This is a genomic window from Rhodopirellula sp. MGV, from assembly GCF_002251265.1.
In the GTDB taxonomy this organism is placed as follows: domain Bacteria; phylum Planctomycetota; class Planctomycetia; order Pirellulales; family Pirellulaceae; genus Stieleria; species Stieleria baltica_A.
Genome location: NZ_NPDI01000075.1, coordinates 297,773 through 319,269, shown reverse-complemented (window position 1 = coordinate 319,269; position 21,497 = coordinate 297,773). Strand labels below are relative to the sequence as shown.

The following is a 21,497-nucleotide window of genomic DNA, read 5'->3' as shown; positions in this document are numbered from 1 at the left end:
CCACAGGGGGTGACCCTGAGTCAACAAAAAATGCAACTTCAAATTGCGCCGAGTGCGCGTCGCTTACACGACGCTTTGCCAACGCTGCGAACGGAGTTCGTCCGCACTACCGGAGACGGCTTCGGATACACCGTCGCGACCAATGGACACTTTCCATATCGTGCGCCTGCGGCGGGCTGGGCAAGAGGAAAAAGAAGACGTTACTTTATATGACGATAACACGATTCGCTCACCTTGGCATTCAGCAATTAACCAGCCTATCGCGGATCGGATTCTTTAAGGTAGCTGTAGACGGTTGTCCGGCCGATGCCGAGTTCACGGGCGATTGATGTGACTGTTCGCCCCTGATCACGAAGGCGAAGCACCTTGTCGCGATCGGCTTTGCGATAGCCGCGGCGGCGCTCTCCATTGCACTTATAAACGCCCTTTGCTTTGGCCGCGGCGATACCCATTGCCTGTCGTTCTTTGATGGCTTCCAGCTCCATTTCGGCGACTGCGAAGAGAACGCCGGCAATCAATCGGCCGGTGGCGCCGCTGAGATCGAGCTGCTGCGTGACGCTGACGACGCGAACGCCTTTGTCGCACCAATCAGCAAGGGTGTTGATGCCGTCTTTTTGGCTGCGTGAAAGACGGTCCAGTCGCCAGACAATAACCGTCTTAATGTCGCCAATAAAAATGGACTCTTGCAGTGCAGTAAAAGCTGGCCGGAGGAGATCTCTTCCGGTCTCTTTATCTTCAAACCAACGAACCGTAGTGGAACCCAATCCATGTCCGCGCAGCCAACGTTCGATTCCCGTCCGTTGAGCGTCGCTGTTCTGACTGCTGGTCGAAACACGAATATAGCAAGCGATGCTCGCTTGGTGATTATGATGATCGCTTTGAGGCATTCTCAAAGCAATGGTAGCAGTAATCGAGAAAGCTTTTCAAGCAATCGCTGCGATTCTGAGATGAGATCGTTTTGCCGGCGTCTATTCCGGAAGATCCTCCCGCGGACGCTGCCTTCCATGTCGGCATGCAATGATCGTAACCGCCTGGGCGTCATCGTCGATGCGAAAAAGCATGACGATCGAAGCTACGACGATCATTCGTATTTCGTAATCGCGGTATTGGTCCTCAATCGCTTTCGGGCAACGACGTGGCCACATTTTCAAATTGTCGATTGCAGCCCATATCCGGGAAAGCACTCGCTCGGCCGCCTGGGGAGCACATTGTTCGATGGCGAGATAGTGGATGTAAGCGTCGATAGAAGCAACCGCTCCGTCGGCAACATGAACGCTGTACTTCATCGATCGACATTCAAGCCGTGTTTCTGAGCAATCTTTCGAAGGGCTTCGTCGGCCGGTTGCGCCTTCCCTTCTTCCATTTCTTGTGATCCACGATCACACATCGCCAGGCTTTGACGTAGCTCATCGTCGGTTGGGTCTTCCACCAGGTACGATTGCAGGAGCTGCTCGTCGGAGACAATGCGTTCAAACAGCCGAGAAATCACCACGGGATCCGTTGTCCCGAGTGCTTTCTCGATGCTTCGGGTTGATTGATCTGAAATTTCGATATTCATGACGTAGCTCCTTCGCCACAGTTTAACACACAGCTTCTGGCAATAGCAAAGACATTGGGGAGTGGGTGTTGAACACTTCGGCCGCTAAGTATGGACGTTTTGGGGTACACCCCAAAGCGAACACAAAGCAAGCCGATTGGGGTGACGGAATTCTGCGTTTTTTTCACTGCAGATTCCGACCCACCCCAAAATGAACACTTTTGATCAGTTCAGGCTCGGCTTCGGCGTTGCCGCTTTGGCGTCTTCAAATTTCAGGTGGGCGACACGATCGTAGGCGCGTTTTGACAGGTGCGAAAGCGCGAGCAATTGCTCTTGGCGAAAGAGCTTTGTCGTAACAAAGCGACCGTCAATCGATCCCGATCGATTGAATTCGACGGAGTAAAACGGGCCGAGCCGGTCGACACCGCGATAGATACTCGCCGATAGCGAACCATCGTAGAGAACGTCGACGGGATGAAATTCGTGTGCGTTGTGTGCCATGGTGTTCCTTTCGTGTTGATGAAGCGCCCATTGAAGTAGGGCGATGGCTTGCTGCTTCAAGGGGCTTCTTCCGGATCGGGTTCGAGGAACCCGAACAACCCGGCATCGGGAAGGCTTAACATCTGCTTTTGAGACGTCCGTTGCCTGTCCGTCACGACGCTGCCCGTCAATAGCTTTGAAAAATGGTTTCGAGCGGCATCAAGGAAACTTTGTACGCAATCGTCGCGTGTTTTCATTTCGATACGCGGTGAACCGAAACCGTGAAAGTCACCGACACCATAGGCCACACGGATTGAAACGCGAAAGCTTCCGTCGGCCATCTGCTCGATGCGATAGCCCGCTTTCGCATGGCCGTGTCGAGCCCTGAGATTTCGATACCCTTCGTCTCGTATCACTTTTGGTTTCGAGTCAAAATCCATGCTGTCCCCTCTTTCTTGTTTGCCGTTCTTCATCCAACACATGAACGGCAACAGAAAGGGGGCACCTGCTTGCTATTCAAAAGAGATCGAGTTGAGATGCCCCGGATGATGGATTCGGTCGATCGGATTCGTTTGTCTCTGCGGAAGAAGCCGGTTGCTTCTGTTCGTTTCTGCCTGGCTCGATTTTGCTCGCTCTTGGCTTACCGGAAGCCGCAGAGCGTTGAGATTTGGCGGCATCGTAGTAGAACGGCGAGGTTTCCGGTTTCACCTCGCGAATTACGCCACCGGTCAGGTTTAGACCGATCTTGTACACGCGGTAGCATTCGAGTGTGAGCGTGTTTTGCCATACGGCCCAGCCATAGAGTCCATTCAGCCCGAGATTGATGGCCGTCATCTGGGCGCAGCGATGATCGACATCCTGCCCAATGAATTCACAGTTGCGATGCTTCTTCGCGACAGCAAGCAGAAAGCGGCCGGATCCACAGGCGGGATCGTTGATGGTTCGACGTTCTTTATTGTCGTTATCGCTGAGGGTCAGGTCGGCCATCAGTTGAGCAACACCGTCGGGTGTGAAGAACTGTCCTCGTTCGCCGTAGGTGATGCCGCCGGTGAAGATATCGCCCAGGATATCTTGGCCGGTTTCTTCCATTGCATTGACGAGTTCGGCGAACGCTCGAACGATCAGATCGATGCCGCGCTTACCTTTTTCGCCTTTGTCGTAGCCTTTACGCACCGTGGCGAGATATTCTTCTTCCATGGTTTGGCCGGCGAGACTGCAGCGGACGAGGGTGAGAAAGTCGTCGAAGGCTTGTCCGCGGCTGAGGCCGGCCTTATCGGCGGCGGCGTCAATGAGATTGAGAATGCCTTTGCTGGCTGCTAGAAAAAACTGCTCTTTTGCCATGTCGCCCTACGCTTTCGGGCGGGCTGGTCCTGCTGTGCGTGTCATCGGTTCGCCCTTTCATTGGTTCGTTGTCATAGCGTGCCACTATTGGCACGGTTTTATGTGGTGCGTCAACGGGCAATTCCGTTGACGCGTTGTGACGTGGTTACCACCACGAGTCGTAAAACACCGTGTAGCCTTCATCGATGGCGTTTCTTGCCTTGGCGATGAATTCGAGATCGCCTTCGGCTTCGTCGCCGATCGAAGCACCGAAGAAGAACCCGGAGGTTTCCGGGAGCGAGCCGGCTTTGACAGCCGTTTCCAGGTGATCGAGTTCACGCGGTGTAAGGGCGAGCGTCGCACTGTTGAAGTCGGCGTTTGTCCCGCCTTTGGCGAAGTACAGATCGGCCATCCAGCCATGGAGGTCCGGGTGCTTTCGCCAGTAGTGGATCTCCGTGTATTCGGTGACGGTGAAGTCCACCGGTTGGTTTGGATGCTCTCTGGTGATGCATGCGTACATATCAAGTCCCATGGTGTTTCCTTTCGCTTGGGTTGTTTAGTGTTCACTCGGCAGATACAGGGTCCATCGCGATCCATCGAAGCCGACCCAGATGTCGACGGTGTCGAGCGGGAAGTCGGTGAACTCGATGTCCTGGACGATGAACGCTTCATCCGGTGAGTCGGCCTTGGCAACAAGGCGGGCCCCGCCGCCGGTTTGGCGCTTCAGCGTCCAGAAGTGCAGATAGTCGATCCGCGGATCCTTGGCTGCGGCGGTGCGATGTTTGTCGCTTCCGAGCCAAGATGCGATCGCATCGATCAGCCAGTAGGCTCCTGCTTCTTGGGCGAGGTACTGGACGCCCTCGGTGTAGACCACTTTGCGGTTCAGCGGGTGCTGAAAGAAACTTTCAGAACCCGTGAATTGGTTGAGATCGGACTGGCGGATCATTGGGCACCGCCATCGGCTTTCTCGGCCGCTTTGATTTGCGTGATGCGATCGAAGGCGATCTCGGCCAGGCGTGCGACCTTCAGCAGGTCGTCGTGCCCGAAGCTGTGCGAGTCCCCGAAGCCGTCTTTGGTCTTGTAGGTCCGCGAGATTTCGGTGCTGGCAAAGGTCTTGCCTTTCTCCGTTGTGTTGAGCCAGATGGTGGCTTTCAGGCCGCCGGGAAGGCGAATGGTATCGATTGGTTTTCTTACGTCGGTCATGGTTGTTCCTTTCGTTTTGTTGAACCCGTTTGCCCCGACATGGCGGGTTTCAAAAAACGAAGGGAACATGAATTGGTTGACACAAAGCTGTGATCGATGCTTTGCTTTTCGGTGATGGATCCGACCGAAGCATTCAACGCGATGATGGAAGCCTTTGCTTTGGGGCAGTACGAGGACGCGGCCGACCATGCCGAAGACTTGGCGGAGTGGCTACCTAAAGTTGGGTTTCCGCCGCCGCTGCGGGTGTCGACCGATGGCGAGATTGTGTTTTTGCTGAACGATCAAATGGCTCGTGAATTCTGCCGAGCGTCTTGTCGACTGGTCATGGATCAACGCAACACGGGGTGTGATCCCTCGATCTAAGAGAGCAGAAATAGATTCGACACTTTCAGCAACCGTTGACAATGGAAAGTGCTAGGACCTACGCAGCACTCGAGGCTTGATCAGAATACGAGTTTTGTGGCACTCTTACTGAGTGAGAGAGAAAAGCGATCAGGAATTGCTGTCGATGGTTCTGCGGACGCAGTTTTCTCGTGTCGCGAACAAGAGCATTCACGAGATTGCTCAAGCAGGAAAGTCGGAGTTGGGATTGACGGATCTCGCGTATAGCCGACTGATGGCCGGTATCGAACTCGGAAAACGCGTGGCCGAACCGAAAGTAAACTACAACACCAAGATCACTTCGCCGGCACTTGCGGCGGAATTTTGCAGGGTTCACTTTGCGAGGCTGATCGCCGAGGGACTTCAGGAAGAGTTCCACGTGGTCACGCTCAATACCAAACACCGGATGATTGACTCGCATCTGATTACGGTTGGCACACTTGACGCTTCACTCGTTCATGCTCGCGAAGTCTTCCGCCCCGCAATCAAAGATTCATCCAGTGCCATTTTGCTCGTGCACAATCATCCATCTGGCGATCCCACTCCGAGCGAGAAGACCGGACGGTAACGGACCGACTGACAGAAGTTGGTACGATGATCGGGATCACCGTCTTGGATCACGTTGTGGTCGCCCGAGAAGGGTGCGTCAGCATTCGCGAATACGGATAAGTTCAACACCTATGCGACTGTGCAATCGGTGGAGAACGGCCGTGGCAGCTTCTTTCGAACACCATCGCAAAACAGCCGAATATTTGCGTTTCCAAGCGTGGGCGTATGCCAACTCCTGTCAGCCAGCTCGCCGTTTCCTTTTCCGCTCGCCGCGACGCCGACACGGATTTCCGAGAAACTTCGCAAGTCCGGCTTTTTTGAATGAAGCGGTGATGACTCCCGGCTTTTCGGGCGTTGGGTTAAGATGGTGGCCCCGCATCCGTAACGTGCTCAGATCGGTTGATGTTTTGCGCGAATTGCGCTAGACCGATAGGGTTAGTAACGAATGCGGAGCACACACGATGAATTTGATCGCTAGCCTTCAAGATGATGAGCCACTTGCGCCAATGGACCGGCAGCCCAGCAACCAAACCAATCTCTCCTCATTCATTTGGTCTGTCGCAGATCTGCTGCGTGGCGATTACAAGCAGTCAGAATACGGACGCGTGATTCTGCCGTTTACCGTGTTGCGGCGATTGGACTGCGTATTGGAGAAAACCAAGGAAGCCGTCCTCAAAGAGAAAGAAAAGCGAGAGGCCGCGGGGCTTAATCCGGAACCGTTCTTGCTGAAGAAGTCGGGCTTGCTGTTCTACAACACGTCGCCGCTCGATTTCAAAAAGCTGATGGGCGACCAGGACAACATCGCCGAGAACCTGTTCAGCTACGTGGAGGCATTTTCGCCGGCGGTTCGCGACATCTTTGAGTGTTTCGACTTTCATGTCCAGGTCGAGCGATTGGCCAAAGCGGACTTGCTTTACTTGGTTGCTGAAAAGTTTGCCGGGATCGATTTGCATCCCGATGCGATCAGCAACGAGCAGATGGGGACGGTGTTCGAAGAGCTGATTCGCAAATTTGCCGAGATCAGCAACGAGACCGCCGGGGAGCATTTCACGCCCCGCGAAGTCATCCGGCTGATGGTCAATCTGTTGTTCATTGAAGATGACGACGCTTTGACCAAGCCTGGCATCGTACGATCACTCTATGATCCGACTGCGGGAACCGGCGGTATGCTGTCGGTTGCCCAGGAACACTTGGCCGAGCAAAACCCGAACGCGCGTTTGGTCATGTACGGCCAGGAACTCAACGGCGAGTCTTACGCGATCTGCAAAGCCGACATGCTGATCAAGGGGCAGGACATCAGCCAGATCATTCACGGCAACACGTTGTCCGATGATGGTCTGCCGGGTAAGCAGTTCGATTACATGCTTTCCAATCCTCCGTTCGGTGTGGAATGGAAGAAGATCCAAAAAGCAATCAAGGACGAACACAAGAAGCAGGGATATAACGGCCGCTTTGGACCGGGATTGCCGCGCGTCAGCGACGGCTCGCTGCTGTTCTTGATGCATTTGATTGGCAAAATGCGACCGACCAAAGACGGTGGAAGCCGTTTCGGGATCGTTTTGAACGGTTCACCGCTGTTTACCGGTGGAGCGGGAAGCGGCGAAAGCGAGATCCGCCGCTACGTGCTGGAGAACGATCTGTTGGAAGCCATTATCGGCTTGCCGACCGACATGTTCTACAACACCGGCATCAGCACTTACATTTGGATCGTCAGCAACCGAAAGCCGAAGCATCGCAAGGGTAAGGTGCAACTGATCGACGCCAGTGCGATGTGGCAAAAGATGCGTAAAAGTCTTGGCAGCAAACGCAAAGAGCTTTCTGACGATCACATCAGCGAGATCACACGACTCTTCGGCGAAGCCAAAGAGGTTTACGTTGACGAGGAAAGCCGCAAAAAGGTCAGCGGTAAAATGGTGGCCGATGGAACCTCTCCATCCGGCAACCCGCCCGTTCCTATGAGTCGGATCTTCAAGAACGAAGACTTTGGCTATCAAACGATCACAGTCGAACGACCGCTATTGGACGACGACGGCAAGATCGTGCGGGAGGCAAGAGGAAAAAACAAAGGCCAGCCCAAAGCGGATTCAAAGCTACGAGATACCGAGGAGGTACCGCTCAACGACGACATTCATGATTACTTCGAGCGAGAGGTCAAGCCGCATGTTCCGGATGCCTGGATCGACGAAGAGAAAACGAAGATCGGTTACGAGATCTCCTTCAATCGTCATTTCTATGTGTTTAAGCCTCCGCGTGAATTGGCTGAGATTGATAAAGAACTGAAAGGTGTCACCGACCGCATCGTTCAGATGATCGGAGAGTTGTCGCAGTGACAGAGCATCTTAAACCAATGCGGTCTGACGCGTGCGGCATGACCTACGAGCAATTCATTCAATCGGTCAACGGTCTGGCGGGGCAGATCAGCGAGCTACACCTGCAACTCGCGGAATCACAGCGTTCGATCGTGGATCAATTGATTCGCGCGCAAAGCCGAGACATCGCGGCAATTGAACGTTCGCTCGACCATCTGCTCGATGCCGCGGCCCATCCGGTTGGACTAGAGTTGTTCTGGCGGCTCTGCAAGTATTACTGGATAATCGATCCGCAAGCAACGGCGACCTACATCTTCGCCTACCGTGACATGTGGGGTGATGAAAAATTGGAGTCATCCCTTGAGGAGCAGCAATGAGTTTTCCGGCTTATCAAGCCTACAAAGATAGCGGCGTGGATTGGTTCGCTGAGTTGCCAGACCACTGGTCCTTGCCCCCGTTGTACGCTCGATACGAACAAGTCCTTGGTAAGATGCTCGACCAGAACAAAATGACTGGCATGCATCCCGTACCGTACGTACGGAACGTCGATGTGCAGTGGGACCAAGTTAATGCCGAAGCCCTGCCTGTTATTGATATTGAGCCATCGGAAAGAGAACGATTCACTCTTAATCAGGGCGATTTGCTCATTTGCGAAGGAGGCGAAATTGGACGAACCGCAATTTGGAACGGCGAGGGTGGTAAGGTGGCGTTTCAGAAAGCCATTCACCGACTACGCCCAATCGATGAAACTGAACATGTTAGGTACTTCTACTACGTAATGCGATTCGCAACGAGTATGCAAGTTTTCCTTGCGAGTTCCAATCCAAACACGATCCCGCACTTGACAGGCGAAAGGTTACGAGGATACCGGCTTCCCAAGCCGACGTTTGACGAGCAAAAAGCGATCGCGGCGTTCCTCGATTCGGAAACGGCTAAGATCGACTCTTTGGTATCAGAGCAGCGTCGCTTGATCGAGTTGCTGAAGGAGAAGCGTCAGGCAGTCATCAGCCATGCCGTCACTAAAGGCCTGAATCCGAATGCGCCCATGAAACCCTCCGGCATCGAATGTCTCGGCGATGTTCCGGAACACTGGGAGGTGAAAACCTTTCGTTATGCCTGCGATGTCCACAACACATTGAGAACGCCAATTGACAAACAGACCAGATTGGAAATCACAGGTGACTATCCGTACTACGGTCCAACCGGTGTGCTTTCACGGATAAACAGATTTGTTGTTGAAGGAGAATACTTCTTGCTCGGAGAAGATGGAGACCATTTTCTAAAGTACCAAACCCACTCCATGAGTTTGAACGTTAAAGGGAAATTCAACGTCAACAATCACGCCCATCTGATCCGCGGGAAAGGAGAGTGCTCAACCAAATGGGCTTCACTTTACTTCGAGCATAAGGACCTGTCTCCGTGGCTTATTAAGCAAGGCGTCGGACGAATGAAGCTACGGAAGGAAAAGCTTCTCACCATTCCAATGCTGATCCCGCCGCCCCGTGAGCAGGAGAACATACTTACCGAAGCGAGTCGAGTGAAGGAAACCAGTAAGTTGTTAATTGCGGAAGCCGAACGAGCAATCAAACTTCTCCAAGAACGCCGCACCGCCCTTATCTCTGCAGCCGTCACCGGCAAAATCGACGTTCGAGGATTTGCAGACAAAGAGGCTGCTGCATGACGGCTGATCCATCACGCATCGTCGCTTTGGAGGAATGGATTCGTGGCAAAGAAGGCGAAAACCTGGAGTTTAAGAGTGCGCGATCCAACTTTCACTTTGAAGAACTGACGAAGTACTGTGTGGCGTTGGCCAATGAAGGCGGCGGGAAAATCATTCTTGGCGTGACTGATGAGCGCCCTCGACAAATCGTCGGCTCGAAAGCGTTTCAACAGCCTGAGCGTACTCGGAAGGGACTTTGTGAACGGATTCCTTTGGGAATCGACTTTGAAGAAATCAATCATTCCGACTGTGCCCCGGACAGCCGAGTTCTTGTTTTCTCGGTTCCATCACGTCCCGTGGGCGTGGCCATTCAACACGATGGCCATCGTTGGGTTCGTAAAGAAGACAGCCTTGTCGAGATGAGCGATGATCGCTTGCGACGCATCTACTCGGAGAGCGGGCACGATTTCTCGGCTGATGTTTGTGCGAGTGTAACGCCAGGCGATCTCGATGGTTTAGCCATCGAGAATTTTCGCGAGCGTTGGATCGCCAAGGCCGAAAAAGCAGAAGACCAGGAACAGGCTCGCCGTGTGCGGTCGCTCGACGATGCTCAATTGCTGGAAGATGTGGGGGCCATCGTTGACGGTAAAGTCACTTATGCGGGATTGATCTTATTCGGTACCAACCGGGCATTGTCGAGGAACCTTGCGGCGGCGGAGATCGTGTTTGAGTATCGGTCCTCGGATGCCTCCGGCCCCGCACAGGATCGCAAAGAGTTTCGCCGTGGTTTCTTCAGCTACTACGATGAACTCTGGCAGCAGATCAACTTGCGAAACGATAAGCAAGATTTTCAGGAGGGGCTGTTCGTCACGCCGATTTCGACATTCAACGAACGGCCTGTTCGGGAAGCAATTTTGAATGCGGTCAGTCACCGCGATTACCAACTTGGTGGCAGCATCTTCATTCGCCAGTATCCACGGCGATTGGAGATTGATAGTCCCGGCGGCTTACCGGTTGGGATCACACTCGAAAACATTCTTGATCGCCAGAACCCACGCAACCGTCGCATCGCAGAGATTTTGACGCGCTGCGGGCTGGTCGAACGCTCGGGCCAAGGAATGAACTTGATCTACGAGGACTTGATCAAGCAAAGCAAACCTGCACCGGAGTTTTCACGTACCGACCAGTATCAAGTCGGATTAACGCTGCACGGCACCGTTCAAGATCCCGCGTTTATACGCTTTGTTGAAAAGGTCTCCAACGAAACGACCGCCTCTTTTCACACGCATGATTGGCTATTAATGTCGGCGGCCAGCCGAGGCGAGAAATTGCCCAAAGAGGCGGAACGTCGTATCAGCAATTTGATCGACTTGGGCATCATCGAACGAGGCAAAGGCCGTGCGTTCATGCTTTCCCGCAAGTTCTACGAATTCGTCGGCAAGGCTGCTGACTACACACGCCGTAAAGGGCTCGATCGTGAGCACAATTTGGCGTTGCTGAAGAAGCACATTGACGAAAGCGGGCCAGCCGGAGCGAGTCTTGATGAACTCGCCCAGGTTTTGCCTTCGCTGCCGAAGCGTGAAGTGCGAAACCTGCTCCGGTCGTTGAAAGGAAAGGGACAAGCAGCGCCCGAAGGCATGGGCTCTGGAGCTCGCTGGATTGCCCGCGCGGAGAAGAAAAGATGACTCATTACGGCCGATGTAAATTGTCACACTATTGCCGCATTGTTGTCGCACTCCGACCGGATATGCCTGGATTTCCGAGGTTTTGTGCATTGGGGATTGTCACACTCTTGCCGCAAAATTGCTTTTCTAACTCACTTGAGCCAGACACCGAGGAAGGCGACCTTCGATGAGCCTGCACAAGGAGATTAACTTCGAAGACGAAATTTGTCAGCACCTTGCCGAGGATGGCTGGCTCTACGTCGATGGGGACGCAGCGAACTACGACCGCCCTCTTGCGGTTTACCCGGAAGACGTGGTGGCTTGGGTTAAGGAGACGCAGCCGGAAGCTTGGGGCAAGCTGGAGAAAAGCCATGGCCAAAATGCTGAATCTAGCCTGCTGAAGCGGTTGCGTGATTGCCTTGATAAACAGGGAACGCTGAGCGTCATCCGGAACGGCTTCGATGTGCTCGGCCTGCGCCGGGGCATCAGGATGGCTGAGTTCAAGCCGGCTTTAGGAATGAACCCGGACATCATGGCCCGCTACCAAGCGAACCGGCTGCGTGTTGTCCGGCAAGTGCGTTATTCCCAGCACAACGAGAACAGCATTGACTTGGTGCTGTTTCTCAATGGCATTCCCGTTGCCACCATCGAGCTGAAAACGGATTTTACGCAGAGCATTCATGACGCGGTTGACCAGTATCGATTTGATCGGATCCCAGAGCCGAAAGGCAAATCCGCCGAGCCGCTGCTAAAATTTCCGAGCGGTGCCCTCGTTCATTTCGCGGTCAGCAGCAGTGAAGTGCGGATGACCACGCACTTGAAGGGAGACACAACGTTCTTCCTGCCGTTTAACCAAGGCGACGATGGCGCAGCCGGCAACCCGATCAATCCTGACGGCCATAAAACGGCGTATCTTTGGGAACGGATTTTCGGTCGCGAGATGTGGCTGGAAATTTTGGGTCGTTACCTGGTCACCGAACTGGATAAGAAGAAGCAGATCAAGACGATCATCTTTCCGCGTTTTCATCAACTGGATTCGACTCGCAAGCTGCGTGCTGCGGTACTCAGCGAAGGCCCCGGCCACAAATACCTGATCCAACATTCCGCCGGTTCTGGAAAGACGAAAACGATTGCTTGGACCGCGCACTTTTTGGCGGACCTGCACGATGCCGACGACAAAAAGGTTTTCGATTCCGTTATCGTGATCTCGGACCGCAATGTCATCGATGGTCAATTGCAAGAAGAGTTGGCAGCGTTTGAACGAAAGAAAGGTGTCGTTGCGACGATCGAAAGCAAGAAGGGCAGCAAGAGTTCCCAGCTCGCGACGGCTCTTTCAGGAGACAAGAAGATCGTTGTTTGCACGATTCAAACGTTTCCGTTTGCTCTGGAGGCTGTGCGAGAATTGACGGCAACTGAAGGCAAGGCATTCGCTGTGATTGCTGATGAAGCCCATAGTTCACAGACCGGCGAAGCGGCGACCAAACTGAAAGAGTTGCTGTCGACCGAAGAACGCCAACAGCTCGATGATGGCGATGAGATCAGCAGCGAAGACATGTTGGCGGCACAGATGCAGGCCCGCGCCGACGATAAAAACATCACCTACGTGGCATTCACGGCGACGCCCAAACCGAAAACGCTTGAGTTGTTCGGTAGGCGTCCCAAGCCAAATCAACCGGCGTCAGACGATAATCTTCCCCAGCCGTTTCACGTCTATTCGATGCGGCAAGCGATTGAGGAAGGCTTCATTCTCGACGTGCTGCAGAATTACGTGTCGTACAAATTGGCGTTCAAGCTGGCCAGTGGCGGCAAAGAATGGTCGGACGCTGAGGTTGAACGTTCGGCCGCGATGAAGGGAATCATGGGTTGGGTCAAACTGCACCCATACAATATTGCCCAAAAGGTCCAAATCATTGTCGAACATTACCGCGAAACGATCGCGCCGTTACTGGACGGTCGCGCTAAAGCAATGGTTGTTGTCAGCAGCCGATTGGAAGCGGTCCGATGGCAACTGGCGATCAACAATTACATCAAAGACCGTGGCTATCCGATGAAAACGCTCGTCGCCTTTTCTGGTGAAGTCAGCGACAAGGAATCCGGTCCCGATCCCTTCAAGGAATCGACAAAAGAACTGAACCCCGGACTGGATGGCCGCGATATTCGCACCGCATTCAATGATCCGGATTACCAGATCCTGCTGGTTGCCAACAAGTTTCAAACCGGATTTGATCAGCCATTGCTCTGCGGCATGTATATCGACAAGCGATTGGACGGAATTCAGGCCGTGCAAACGCTATCCCGGTTGAATCGGTGCCATCCGGGCAAGGATCAGACGTACGTTTTGGACTTCGTCAATGATCCTGAAGACATCCTAGCGGCATTCAAGACTTATCATGCAACCGCTGAACTATCGGGAACAACCGATCCAAACATCGTTTTGGATCTCCGCACCAAACTGGATGCGACCGGTTACTACGACGATCACGAAGTCGAGCGGGTTGTCGCGGTTGAACTCAACCCGAAAGCCAAGCAGAGCCAACTGGAGGCTGCGATCACTCCAGTCGCCGATCGGATGCTAAAGCAATACGCAGCGGCAAAGGAAGCATTCAAGACGGCAACCGAGAATGAAAACAAGAAGGCTGCACAAGACGCCAAGGACACCATGAACGCCCTGACTCTATTCCGCGGTGACATGGTCAGCTACCTCCGTGTGTACACATTTCTCTCTCAGATTTTTGACTACGGAAACAGCGATCTCGAAAAACGGGCGATCTTTTACAAGCACCTCATTCGTTTGCTGAAGTTTGGACGCGAGCGGCAAGGCGTCGATTTGTCGGAAGTGCGGTTGACGCACCACAATCTCAAGAACCGTGGCAAGCAAAAGATGAACCTCCGCGAAGGCGAAACGCCGCAGCTGGAGCCGTTGTCTGCCGCCGGCTCGGGACAAGTCCGCGAGAAGCAAACTGCCTACCTGTCCGAGATCATCGAGAAGGTAAACGACCTTTTTGAAGGCGAACTGACCGAAAACGACAAACTGGTCTACGTCAATGATGTCCTGAAGGGCAAGCTGCTCGAATCCGAAACTCTACAGCAGCAAGCCCGCAACAACACCAAAGAGCAATTCGCCAACTCACCGGACCTGAGGACCGAGATCCTAAACGCTGTAATGCAAGCCCTAGACGCCCACACCGAGATGAGTACCCAGGCCCTCAATTCGCAAACCGTCCAGGAAGGCCTGCGCGATATCTTGATCGGTCCTTCGAAGCTATATGAAGCCCTGAGAGAATCGGAGCCGACATTACCAGACGGAGCGGCGTGACCGCAAGGATCTGACTTTATGTCAAGTTGCAAAGCATTGATAAGTCATTGTGTTCCGTGGTCGGTCGCCGGAGCCGCTCCAGTTTCTGTGACTCCCATCGCAAGCAGGGCAATCGCAAGTGAGTGCGCGGAATGAGAGCATGCGTCTTAATTTGTTTCAGCACCCCCCCCACACCCCCGCCAGCATGCTCCAGCGCAGCCGCCAGAATGACCAGACTTGGCAGTGAACGGCTAGGTTCCGCTCGACTCTACACTGTGCATGCGGGTGCAATCATGGAAAAGATAGGGCTGTGTAGGATCGCCATGCGCGAGTGTGACGCGGATGGTCAAGAAGCGTTAAAATCTGGATCAAACTTACTAAACATCGACGATTCAGCATCTTGGGCAACAAATGACGGACACTTCATATTCAGATTGGCCGCACAAGTTTATCAAAATCACCAATCTACGACTCGATCCGGAGAACCCCCGTCTCACAACACCAAGCCCGAACAACGAGCAACGCGCGATTTGTGAGGAGATGATCGAGCACGGCAATGTCGATAAGATTGCGCGTGATATCGTTGGTCAGGGGTTTTACCCGACAGAGAGTTTGGTCGTAGTTAATGATGGCGGCGGGAAATACACCGTGCTGGAGGGGAATCGACGGACGGCCGCAATTAAATGCTTGAGCAACCCTTCCTTTGCGCCAGTCGCCAAGAAGTCGAAGTTTGAAGTTCTCAAACAAGAAGGACAGGGACGCATCCCGACCGCAGTCCGGTGTGTTGTCGCTCCAAGCCGTGTCGCAGCTCGACCGATCATCCTGAGTAAACATACTAAGGCAAGCATCGAACGTTGGAGCCCTGTTGCACAAGCTCGTTACATAGAAACGATGGTAGCCGAAGGCTTTTCGGCCGAGCAGATCGCCCGCGACATGGGGTTCAAACCGGAGGAATTCTCACGACGCTTCCGGGATGCGAAGCTCTATTCGATGGCAATGTCGTTGGACTTGAAGCCTGACGTCCAATCGACAGTTGAAAACCCGAATAAGTTCAATTTCAGCGTGTTGCAGAGAGTCGCCGAAAGCACGGAAGGCCGGCAATGGTTAGGGCTACAGCCCGACGAAAAAGCTGGTTGGAAGATCAACACAAAAGTTGACGACTTTCGCAAAGCTTTAGGGAAGATAGTAACGGACGTAGCTGAAAAGAAAGTTACCACCCGTAGCTTGCAGAAAACGGAGGACATGAAGAAGTATCTTGGAAATCTCAAGTCCGTTAAGCCAAAACCAAAAGGGGGGCGACCAACGACTGCGTCCGGTGTTGCCAAAAAGAAGAAACCAACCAAAACGAAGCCCAACGGAAATGGAACATCTGCGAAAATCGCAATTTTGCCTAAAGATGCGACTCTAGAAGTTGATGTGCCACGGATCTCAGCGATCATTCAGGAAATCAACCAAGTCAACTACCAACGGAACCCGAATTCAGTCGCGATGCTTTACCGGTCGTTACTCGATATGCTTGCTGCCGAGTACCTCGACTCGACAGGTCGCATAAAGGATTTGCTGACAAAAGTCGATAAAAAAGGACAGAAGCCGGCAGACTGGATGCCAAGTCTTCCGCAGATGCTGCGGTTTATCGTCAAGGATATCCCCGCAGCGGACTTTCCCCTTCAAGCTTCCGCGAGACGAGCTTTGGATCGATTCGTAGATGACAAAACAACCGGCGTTTGCTTATCTGCACTGGACGGCTTTGCACACAACCGGCACGAAACACCAAACCCAAAGCAACTTGAAGACATTGCGAATCGGACACGTCCGCTAGTTGCAATTCTGTACCGAAAACATTCGTAGCAATACCGGACTTTAGTGATGCGGAACTCCTTATCACCGCTCAGATATCCAGGCGGCAAGACATGCCTCGTTCCATTCCTTAGTAAGGTGCTCGAACTCAACGATCTTGCCGAATCGGAATTTGTCGAACCGTATGCGGGAAGTGCAGCGGCTGCAGTCCATTTGTTGCTCGGTGAATATGTGGACTCGATTCGGATCAACGATCGTGATCCTCACATTTACGCATTTTGGTATTCGCTGTTGCATCATACCGACAAGTTTTGCGACCTGATTCTGAAAGAACCAGTTACGATTGATAATTGGCGAAAGCAACGTGAAATCTACTCGTCGTATAAGCGATACGGCAAACTCAAAGTTGCATTTTCTACTTTGTTCTTAAATCGGTGTAACCGTTCAGGGATCATCACGAGTGGTGGTCCGATCGGCGGATACGCACAAGCAGGCAAATGGAAAATTGATGTTCGATTCAACCGCACTGAGCTTGCAAATCGAATCCGTGCGATTTCTGAATTCTCCGACCGAATCGCAATTTCAAACAAGGATGGACTAGATTTCCTGTGCTCGGTTCAGCGTACCAAACGGAAGAAGCTTGTTTTCCTCGACCCGCCCTATGTTGAGAAAGCTGATCGCCTATACGATTCCGACTTTAACGAGAAAAAGCACGAAAAGCTCGCTGCACATCTTCTTGGAACAGCAACATATCCATGGGTGTTAACATATGACAACGCCAAGCTAATTCGAAAGCTATATCGTTCTCGATCACCTCGCAAGATCGTATTAAATTACGCCGCTCAAAATAAACGACAAGGAACCGAATTACTGGTTCGGAGTCGGTCGCTACGGAGCAACTTTGAATATTTACCGGGTGGTGATAAATGCTTCTAGCAAGAATGTGACGCGACCAGCTTTTCAGGCTGATGGGGGCTTTGCCAACCGGCTGGGGTGCTCCGGTAGTCGGCTCCGGATAATTCGTCGAGGAGGTTGATTCAGGACATATTGTCTGGGGCTTGTGGGCGACGACTGACCAACGCCAATGTGGCGTCCGCTATGGAAGACCAAGTGTCCAAGATGTTAAGTATTGCTCATCTGCTCGTTCCGCTGCGCTGTTCCTCTTCACGCCGAGAGATCGAATTAGCATAGGGTTCTTTGAGGGCGTCCCATGCCATTCGTTTGCTTCCTGTTCGAGAATTCCATGCTCCGCCTTCTCGGATCGGACTTTCGACACCCGCTTCTATCGCTTTGCGATCACGTGGAATTTCCTGTGGTCGATCGTAGCGTCATCGCATCGTGATTGAAGTACTTGCTTCGGCATTTCTTTCAAACCACGCGACGAATCTTGAACGATTCGACCTCTACGGGGCGACTTCATTGACTGGGATCACCGGTTTTTCTTGCTCGCTTTGATCGCTCTTTAGCGGCGATTGCCTCGCTCTTTTCTGCTTGAAATCAATTCGGTGTGCTTGGGCCGAATTCGGGATCTCGATCGGCTCGGCTGGTGATCCGGTTTCTCATTTTTCACAGTGCGAGGCGAATGATGCCGCAGATTGATACGGGCTTGATCCGGCAGGATGAGGCGTACAGCAAGCAAATGGTGCTGCAAAGACTTGGGATTTCACAGAAGTTTTGGGATAAATTGCTCGATGAAGGGCTGCCCTACACGAATATCGGTCACTCACGGTGGGTGACGGGGCGCGCCCTGATCGAACACCTCGTCCGGAACGCAGAGAGGAAACGCGAATGCATCCAGCACCAAAACTGAAACCTCAAAGGAGATTGCCATGCCGAGAAGGCCCGAAATTGGCAACATTCAACTCTATCCGGACCGGCCGCTCAAAAAGACCGACCGCAATGGCTTTGTCCTCAAGTTCTATTGCCCGATCCGTGGGACGCGCGTCCGCAAGAACTGCGGTACTCGTGATCGACGCGAAGCACGGCGGATCTTGCGGGAATGCCAACAGTGATTGCTCGATGGGAGCTACGTCGCATCGGGCGGTGCCATCACCGCCGAACACGAAGTCGACATCAAGCCGGCTCCAATGCAAGCCTCTTTTCCCCAGTCCATTCGAACCGAATCCGATCGCGGTCCGACCTGGGAAGAGTGCTATCAGAAGTACCGCTCGTACAAGTTACTGCGTGTACGAAAAAAATCGTTCGAGCACTCGGCCTCGCGGCTCAGTGTCGCCGAACGAATCTTTCTGGGATACATGGCTGACCATGGGATCGAAGGCGAAGTGATGGTTCAAGATGTCATGACACTCGACATGCTGGAGTACCTTCAAGAGCGTTTGCTCGAAGGTGACGAGTCTCGGTACGACCATCGGTCGCCGAACACGGTCAATAGTTCGATGGGTGCCGTGATGGCGTTTGTGCGGTTTTGCGCCAAACGTGATTGGATCGTCAAAGTGCCGGATCTCGATTCGCTGAGCGTTGATGATGTGATGAAGGGTCGCCCAATCACGGGCGAAGAGTTTGATCGCATGATCGAGGCAACATCGCGTGTGGTCGGCAAGAACGAAGCCCCGTCCTGGCACTTTGCCTTGCGAGTGCTGTGGTACAGCGGGTTTCGGGTGGGTGATTTAATGGATTTTCATTGGGATGACGAGCGACACATTCGGCCCGTTTGGCCGACACGTAGCACCGTCCACCCAACGATCACGATCCCCTCCTCCCAGAAAAACGGCAAGCTTCAGGAGATCCCGATGCTGCCGGAATTGGAAACCTTTTTGTTGGAAGTGCCCAAGGCCAAACGTGCGGGCTGGATTGTCAATCCGCAGGCGATCACGTCGACGGTGAAGCCTGGCTGCAAGTGGTTCCAACCCGCACCCGATGATTTGGTCGCCCTCGCCAAGCAGTACAGCAATCTGTCAATCGCGGCGGCTTGCGGAGTGTCTGATGCGGCGGTGCGAAAATGGCTGAAGAAGCAAGGTTATCGGCGAAGCCGAGAGTTCAAGGTCGACACGGGTGCGATCCCAGAGGCGGTTGTCCAGGATGTTGAGAGCCGAGCCAAGCGCCGAACAGGTGCGGTGCAGGTTCCGATTACTGATCGACTGACCAAGGAATGTGTCGGCAGAACGATTGCGGCGATCGGAGAAGAAGCTGGGATCGTGGTACGTCAGGAGGATGAGCGAACTGGCACCAGAACCAAGTTCGCGAGTGCTCACGATATCAGGCGAGGCTGCGCGCAGCGTCTGATCAATGCCGGCGTCTCTGCGGAGACGTTGAAGGTCGTCATGCGTCACGCCGATTTCGCGACGACGGAGAAGTACTACGGCGCGATGCGTTCGGCTCAAGCCGCTGCATCGGAAGTCCGTCAGAAACTCACCACTAATGCAACTTCGGATGCATTTGTGGGGGGATTAGTGGGGGGACAAGAAAAAACTCCACAGCTATCGGCTGCGGAGTTAATGACGCTAAAGCGTTTACTGGCAAGTATTTAAGTCAGTACACCCGGAGGGGTTCGAACCCCCAACCCTCGGTTCCGAAGACCGATGCTCTATCCAGTTGAGCTACGGGTGCGTTCAGTTGTGGGACGCAGTTTTACCGATCCCGGTTCGCTTGTCTAGCTCCGTCTCTTCGGCCGGGGCTAAATTCCTGCTTCCTGAATGCCTTGCCGGGCTGTTCCATCAGCCTGGAGTGGCACGGCAAAGCCGTGCCACTCGGAAGATGCGGATTTACCCGATTATTTGATCGGGTTGTTCTTGCGGTTTTTGACCGTTCGCTCGTACGTCTTCATCGCTTGATCTGGCGTCATGTCCTTGTAGCGGACTTGGTGCAGGATCGCGTCGCGTTCGGTTTTTAAGCCTTGATCGCCTTGCGATTCCATCCATTCGTCCAGCTTCGATTTCAAGCGTTTGACGTGGTCGGCGTAGCTGGGATCATCGGCGAGGTTGGTCATTTCGAGCGGGTCTTTTTCGCAGTCGAACAGTTCGAACTCGGGACGATGTTGGTACTTGTTGACCAAGTCTTCGGCGGTGGAGTCACCGGCCGCGGCGGCTTTTTCCATTGAGCGGAAGTAGTCGGCTTCGGTGCACGCGTTGGTGAAGGTGTCGTCGTGGTTGAGGTTCCAGATCAGACGGTAGCGGTCGTCGCGAACGGTGCGGATCGCGAACATGTCGCTGCCGGCGATGATGCCGCGTGTGGTCATCAATCCGTAAGTGTGCGTTTTGTGTTGATCGGTCTCGCCACGTAGCACAGGCAGGAAGCTTTTGCCGTCCAGTTGGCTGAGTGCGGGCAGGCCGGCCGCGTCGATAAAGGTCGGTGTGATGTCGACGTATTCGACCATCGCGTCGGAGGTCGTACCGGGAGCGACTTGACCGGGCCAGCGGACGATCATCGCCGATTGCAGGCCGCTGGAGTAGCACGTCCATTTGGCAAACGGGAACGAGTTGCCTTGTTCGGAAACGACCATCACCAGCGTGTTGTCGGCGAGCTTGTGCTTGTCCAGCATGCCGAGGATCTGACCGACTTGATCATCAAAGTAAGTGATCTCGGCGAGGTAGCGTGAGAAGTTGTTGCGCACGACTGGGGTGTCGGCCAAGTACGGTGGCAGTTTGACTTTGTCCGCCGGGTAGCGCGACGCGTCGCCTTTGTTCCAAGGCGAGTGTGGTTCGTTGGAGCAAGCGAGCAAGCAGAACGGTGTTTCGTTTTTGGCCGAGTCGGCGAATAGCTTGTCGACGACCTTCATGTCGGGGTTCCGTTTGACGGCGCTGTATTCGAAGGGGAAAACGGTTTCCGGTTCGATGTGCGTCTTGCCGCTCAGTGCGACCCGATAGCCGGATGGCTTGAGGTAATGCGCGATGCTTTTGGTGCCGGGGTTGGCATAGGTGTGGTTGGGGTACGCGCCGCTGTGGACGGGATACAAACCGGTGTAGATGTTGTGTCGTGTGGGCGAGCACATCGGCGCGGCTTGGAAGCATCGTGTCAGTCGCATGCCTTGTTCGGCCAGTCCGTCGAGGTTCGGCGTGTGAGCTTGTCCGCCATAGCAACCGATGTCCCGGAACGTGCAGTCGTCGGCGATGATGAAGACGAAGTTCGGTGGAGTCGTTTCGGCATGTAAGACTGAGCCGATTGAAAGCAGCGCCAGGGCGGCGATCACAAATCGATGCATAGAGATCTGCGCGGGGTCGTGGGTGTGGGATGAAGCGACGGACGCTGTATGTTGGCGGGCCGCCGGATGAATTGAAGTGTAGTCGGTTCGCCGAACCGACTTGGCGCCTGGCTTGTGCGTGGCGGGCCCGGATCAGCAAAGTTT

General features: G+C 53.7%; 21 protein-coding genes, 1 tRNA gene and 1 pseudogene. 12 read left to right on the top strand and 11 right to left on the bottom strand.

What is annotated here, in order from left to right:
• Positions 1–257: 257 nt before the first annotated feature.
• From CGZ80_RS27115 to CGZ80_RS27075, 9 genes are all read right to left on the bottom strand, one after another.
• A complete protein-coding gene (locus tag CGZ80_RS27115; protein ID WP_094418801.1) occupies positions 258–887 on the bottom strand; it encodes a recombinase family protein in 630 nt (209 codons plus the stop codon).
• A gap of 81 nt (positions 888–968) precedes the next feature.
• Complete coding sequence (locus CGZ80_RS27110) at positions 969–1,286, bottom strand: type II toxin-antitoxin system RelE/ParE family toxin (protein ID WP_094418800.1); 318 nt, start codon at positions 1,284–1,286, stop codon at positions 969–971.
• A complete protein-coding gene (locus CGZ80_RS27105) occupies positions 1,283–1,558 on the bottom strand; it encodes a hypothetical protein (RefSeq protein WP_094418799.1) in 276 nt (91 codons plus the stop codon). Before CGZ80_RS27105 ends, CGZ80_RS27110 begins: the two co-directional genes overlap by 4 nt.
• A gap of 204 nt (positions 1,559–1,762) precedes the next feature.
• A complete protein-coding gene (locus CGZ80_RS27100) occupies positions 1,763–2,038 on the bottom strand; it encodes a hypothetical protein (protein WP_143544193.1) in 276 nt (91 codons plus the stop codon).
• Between the two features lie 56 nt (positions 2,039–2,094).
• The gene (locus CGZ80_RS27095) at positions 2,095–2,457 is read right to left on the bottom strand and encodes a hypothetical protein (RefSeq protein ID WP_143544192.1); all 363 of its coding nucleotides are present in this window, start codon (positions 2,455–2,457) and stop codon (positions 2,095–2,097) included.
• A 76-nt stretch (positions 2,458–2,533) separates the two neighbouring features.
• Entirely contained in the window at positions 2,534–3,358 is an 825-nt protein-coding gene (locus CGZ80_RS27090; protein WP_094418796.1) for an N-6 DNA methylase, read from the bottom strand.
• Positions 3,359–3,503: 145 nt separating this feature from the next.
• The gene (locus tag CGZ80_RS27085; RefSeq protein ID WP_094418795.1) at positions 3,504–3,869 is read right to left on the bottom strand and encodes a phosphoglycerate kinase; all 366 of its coding nucleotides are present in this window, start codon (positions 3,867–3,869) and stop codon (positions 3,504–3,506) included.
• Positions 3,870–3,893: 24 nt separating this feature from the next.
• Positions 3,894–4,283 carry a DUF6876 family protein gene (locus CGZ80_RS27080; protein WP_094418794.1) on the bottom strand — a complete coding sequence of 130 codons (390 nt, stop codon included), beginning with the start codon at positions 4,281–4,283 and terminating at the stop codon, positions 3,894–3,896.
• Positions 4,280–4,540, bottom strand: coding sequence for a hypothetical protein (locus CGZ80_RS27075; RefSeq protein WP_143544191.1), 261 nt, complete (start codon positions 4,538–4,540; stop codon positions 4,280–4,282). Before CGZ80_RS27075 ends, CGZ80_RS27080 begins: the two co-directional genes overlap by 4 nt.
• Positions 4,541–4,636: 96 nt before the next feature.
• Between CGZ80_RS27075 and CGZ80_RS27070 the strand changes: the two genes are divergently transcribed.
• The 12 genes and pseudogenes from CGZ80_RS27070 to CGZ80_RS27010 all read left to right on the top strand — a co-directional run bounded on the left by CGZ80_RS27070 (position 4,637) and on the right by CGZ80_RS27010 (position 19,683).
• Entirely contained in the window at positions 4,637–4,903 is a 267-nt protein-coding gene (locus CGZ80_RS27070; RefSeq protein ID WP_094418792.1) for a hypothetical protein, read from the top strand.
• A gap of 145 nt (positions 4,904–5,048) precedes the next feature.
• Positions 5,049–5,590 (top strand): annotated as a pseudogene (locus CGZ80_RS27065) (RadC family protein).
• A gap of 341 nt (positions 5,591–5,931) precedes the next feature.
• The gene (locus CGZ80_RS27055) at positions 5,932–7,800 is read left to right on the top strand and encodes a class I SAM-dependent DNA methyltransferase (protein ID WP_233148704.1); all 1,869 of its coding nucleotides are present in this window, start codon (positions 5,932–5,934) and stop codon (positions 7,798–7,800) included.
• Positions 7,797–8,156: a hypothetical protein gene (locus CGZ80_RS27050; protein ID WP_143544190.1), complete on the top strand. Its 360-nt coding sequence runs from the start codon at positions 7,797–7,799 to the stop codon at positions 8,154–8,156. Before CGZ80_RS27055 ends, CGZ80_RS27050 begins: the two co-directional genes overlap by 4 nt.
• A complete protein-coding gene (locus CGZ80_RS27045) occupies positions 8,153–9,460 on the top strand; it encodes a restriction endonuclease subunit S (protein WP_094418789.1) in 1,308 nt (435 codons plus the stop codon). Before CGZ80_RS27050 ends, CGZ80_RS27045 begins: the two co-directional genes overlap by 4 nt.
• Entirely contained in the window at positions 9,457–11,124 is a 1,668-nt protein-coding gene (locus CGZ80_RS27040) for an ATP-binding protein (protein ID WP_094418788.1), read from the top strand. The genes CGZ80_RS27045 and CGZ80_RS27040 overlap by 4 nt, the downstream gene beginning before the upstream one ends.
• A gap of 166 nt (positions 11,125–11,290) precedes the next feature.
• Complete coding sequence (locus tag CGZ80_RS27035) at positions 11,291–14,419, top strand: type I restriction endonuclease subunit R (protein ID WP_094418787.1); 3,129 nt, start codon at positions 11,291–11,293, stop codon at positions 14,417–14,419.
• Positions 14,420–14,809: 390 nt separating this feature from the next.
• Positions 14,810–16,246 carry a hypothetical protein gene (locus CGZ80_RS27030; protein WP_094418786.1) on the top strand — a complete coding sequence of 479 codons (1,437 nt, stop codon included), beginning with the start codon at positions 14,810–14,812 and terminating at the stop codon, positions 16,244–16,246.
• An 18-nt stretch (positions 16,247–16,264) separates the two neighbouring features.
• The gene (locus tag CGZ80_RS27025) at positions 16,265–17,131 is read left to right on the top strand and encodes a DNA adenine methylase (protein ID WP_094418785.1); all 867 of its coding nucleotides are present in this window, start codon (positions 16,265–16,267) and stop codon (positions 17,129–17,131) included.
• Between the two features lie 649 nt (positions 17,132–17,780).
• Positions 17,781–18,005, top strand: a complete 225-nt coding sequence (locus tag CGZ80_RS27020) for a topoisomerase II (protein WP_094418858.1) — start codon at positions 17,781–17,783, stop codon at positions 18,003–18,005.
• 19 nt (positions 18,006–18,024) lie between these two features.
• Positions 18,025–18,207, top strand: a complete 183-nt coding sequence (locus tag CGZ80_RS27015) for a hypothetical protein (protein ID WP_094418784.1) — start codon at positions 18,025–18,027, stop codon at positions 18,205–18,207.
• Positions 18,208–18,282: 75 nt separating this feature from the next.
• Positions 18,283–19,683: a tyrosine-type recombinase/integrase gene (locus CGZ80_RS27010; protein WP_143544189.1), complete on the top strand. Its 1,401-nt coding sequence runs from the start codon at positions 18,283–18,285 to the stop codon at positions 19,681–19,683.
• Between the two features lie 5 nt (positions 19,684–19,688).
• Here the strand turns inward: CGZ80_RS27010 and CGZ80_RS27005 are convergent.
• Positions 19,689–19,762, bottom strand: a tRNA-Arg gene (locus CGZ80_RS27005).
• Between the two features lie 163 nt (positions 19,763–19,925).
• Positions 19,926–21,353 carry a sulfatase gene (locus tag CGZ80_RS27000; protein WP_094418782.1) on the bottom strand — a complete coding sequence of 476 codons (1,428 nt, stop codon included), beginning with the start codon at positions 21,351–21,353 and terminating at the stop codon, positions 19,926–19,928.
• Positions 21,354–21,497 lie beyond the last annotated feature (144 nt).

What these genes read in the sequence shown, in the direction of transcription:
- CGZ80_RS27020 (WP_094418858.1), top strand. Translation starts at nt 17,781, where the DNA reads ATGCCGCAGATTGATACGGGCTTGATCCGGCAGGATGAGGCGTACAGC.
- CGZ80_RS27100 (WP_143544193.1), bottom strand. Translation starts at nt 2,038, where the DNA reads ATGGCACACAACGCACACGAATTTCATCCCGTCGACGTTCTCTACGAT.
- CGZ80_RS27075 (WP_143544191.1), bottom strand. Translation starts at nt 4,540, where the DNA reads ATGACCGACGTAAGAAAACCAATCGATACCATTCGCCTTCCCGGCGGC.
- CGZ80_RS27030 (WP_094418786.1), top strand. Translation starts at nt 14,810, where the DNA reads ATGACGGACACTTCATATTCAGATTGGCCGCACAAGTTTATCAAAATC.
- CGZ80_RS27010 (WP_143544189.1), top strand. Translation starts at nt 18,283, where the DNA reads ATGCAAGCCTCTTTTCCCCAGTCCATTCGAACCGAATCCGATCGCGGT.
- CGZ80_RS27115 (WP_094418801.1), bottom strand. Translation starts at nt 887, where the DNA reads ATGCCTCAAAGCGATCATCATAATCACCAAGCGAGCATCGCTTGCTAT.
- CGZ80_RS27040 (WP_094418788.1), top strand. Translation starts at nt 9,457, where the DNA reads ATGACGGCTGATCCATCACGCATCGTCGCTTTGGAGGAATGGATTCGT.
- CGZ80_RS27085 (WP_094418795.1), bottom strand. Translation starts at nt 3,869, where the DNA reads ATGGGACTTGATATGTACGCATGCATCACCAGAGAGCATCCAAACCAA.
- CGZ80_RS27015 (WP_094418784.1), top strand. Translation starts at nt 18,025, where the DNA reads ATGCCGAGAAGGCCCGAAATTGGCAACATTCAACTCTATCCGGACCGG.
- CGZ80_RS27000 (WP_094418782.1), bottom strand. Translation starts at nt 21,353, where the DNA reads ATGCATCGATTTGTGATCGCCGCCCTGGCGCTGCTTTCAATCGGCTCA.
- CGZ80_RS27105 (WP_094418799.1), bottom strand. Translation starts at nt 1,558, where the DNA reads ATGAATATCGAAATTTCAGATCAATCAACCCGAAGCATCGAGAAAGCA.
- CGZ80_RS27070 (WP_094418792.1), top strand. Translation starts at nt 4,637, where the DNA reads ATGCTTTGCTTTTCGGTGATGGATCCGACCGAAGCATTCAACGCGATG.
- CGZ80_RS27025 (WP_094418785.1), top strand. Translation starts at nt 16,265, where the DNA reads ATGCGGAACTCCTTATCACCGCTCAGATATCCAGGCGGCAAGACATGC.
- CGZ80_RS27110 (WP_094418800.1), bottom strand. Translation starts at nt 1,286, where the DNA reads ATGAAGTACAGCGTTCATGTTGCCGACGGAGCGGTTGCTTCTATCGAC.
- CGZ80_RS27090 (WP_094418796.1), bottom strand. Translation starts at nt 3,358, where the DNA reads ATGGCAAAAGAGCAGTTTTTTCTAGCAGCCAGCAAAGGCATTCTCAAT.
- CGZ80_RS27035 (WP_094418787.1), top strand. Translation starts at nt 11,291, where the DNA reads ATGAGCCTGCACAAGGAGATTAACTTCGAAGACGAAATTTGTCAGCAC.
- CGZ80_RS27055 (WP_233148704.1), top strand. Translation starts at nt 5,932, where the DNA reads ATGAATTTGATCGCTAGCCTTCAAGATGATGAGCCACTTGCGCCAATG.
- CGZ80_RS27045 (WP_094418789.1), top strand. Translation starts at nt 8,153, where the DNA reads ATGAGTTTTCCGGCTTATCAAGCCTACAAAGATAGCGGCGTGGATTGG.
- CGZ80_RS27095 (WP_143544192.1), bottom strand. Translation starts at nt 2,457, where the DNA reads ATGGATTTTGACTCGAAACCAAAAGTGATACGAGACGAAGGGTATCGA.
- CGZ80_RS27080 (WP_094418794.1), bottom strand. Translation starts at nt 4,283, where the DNA reads ATGATCCGCCAGTCCGATCTCAACCAATTCACGGGTTCTGAAAGTTTC.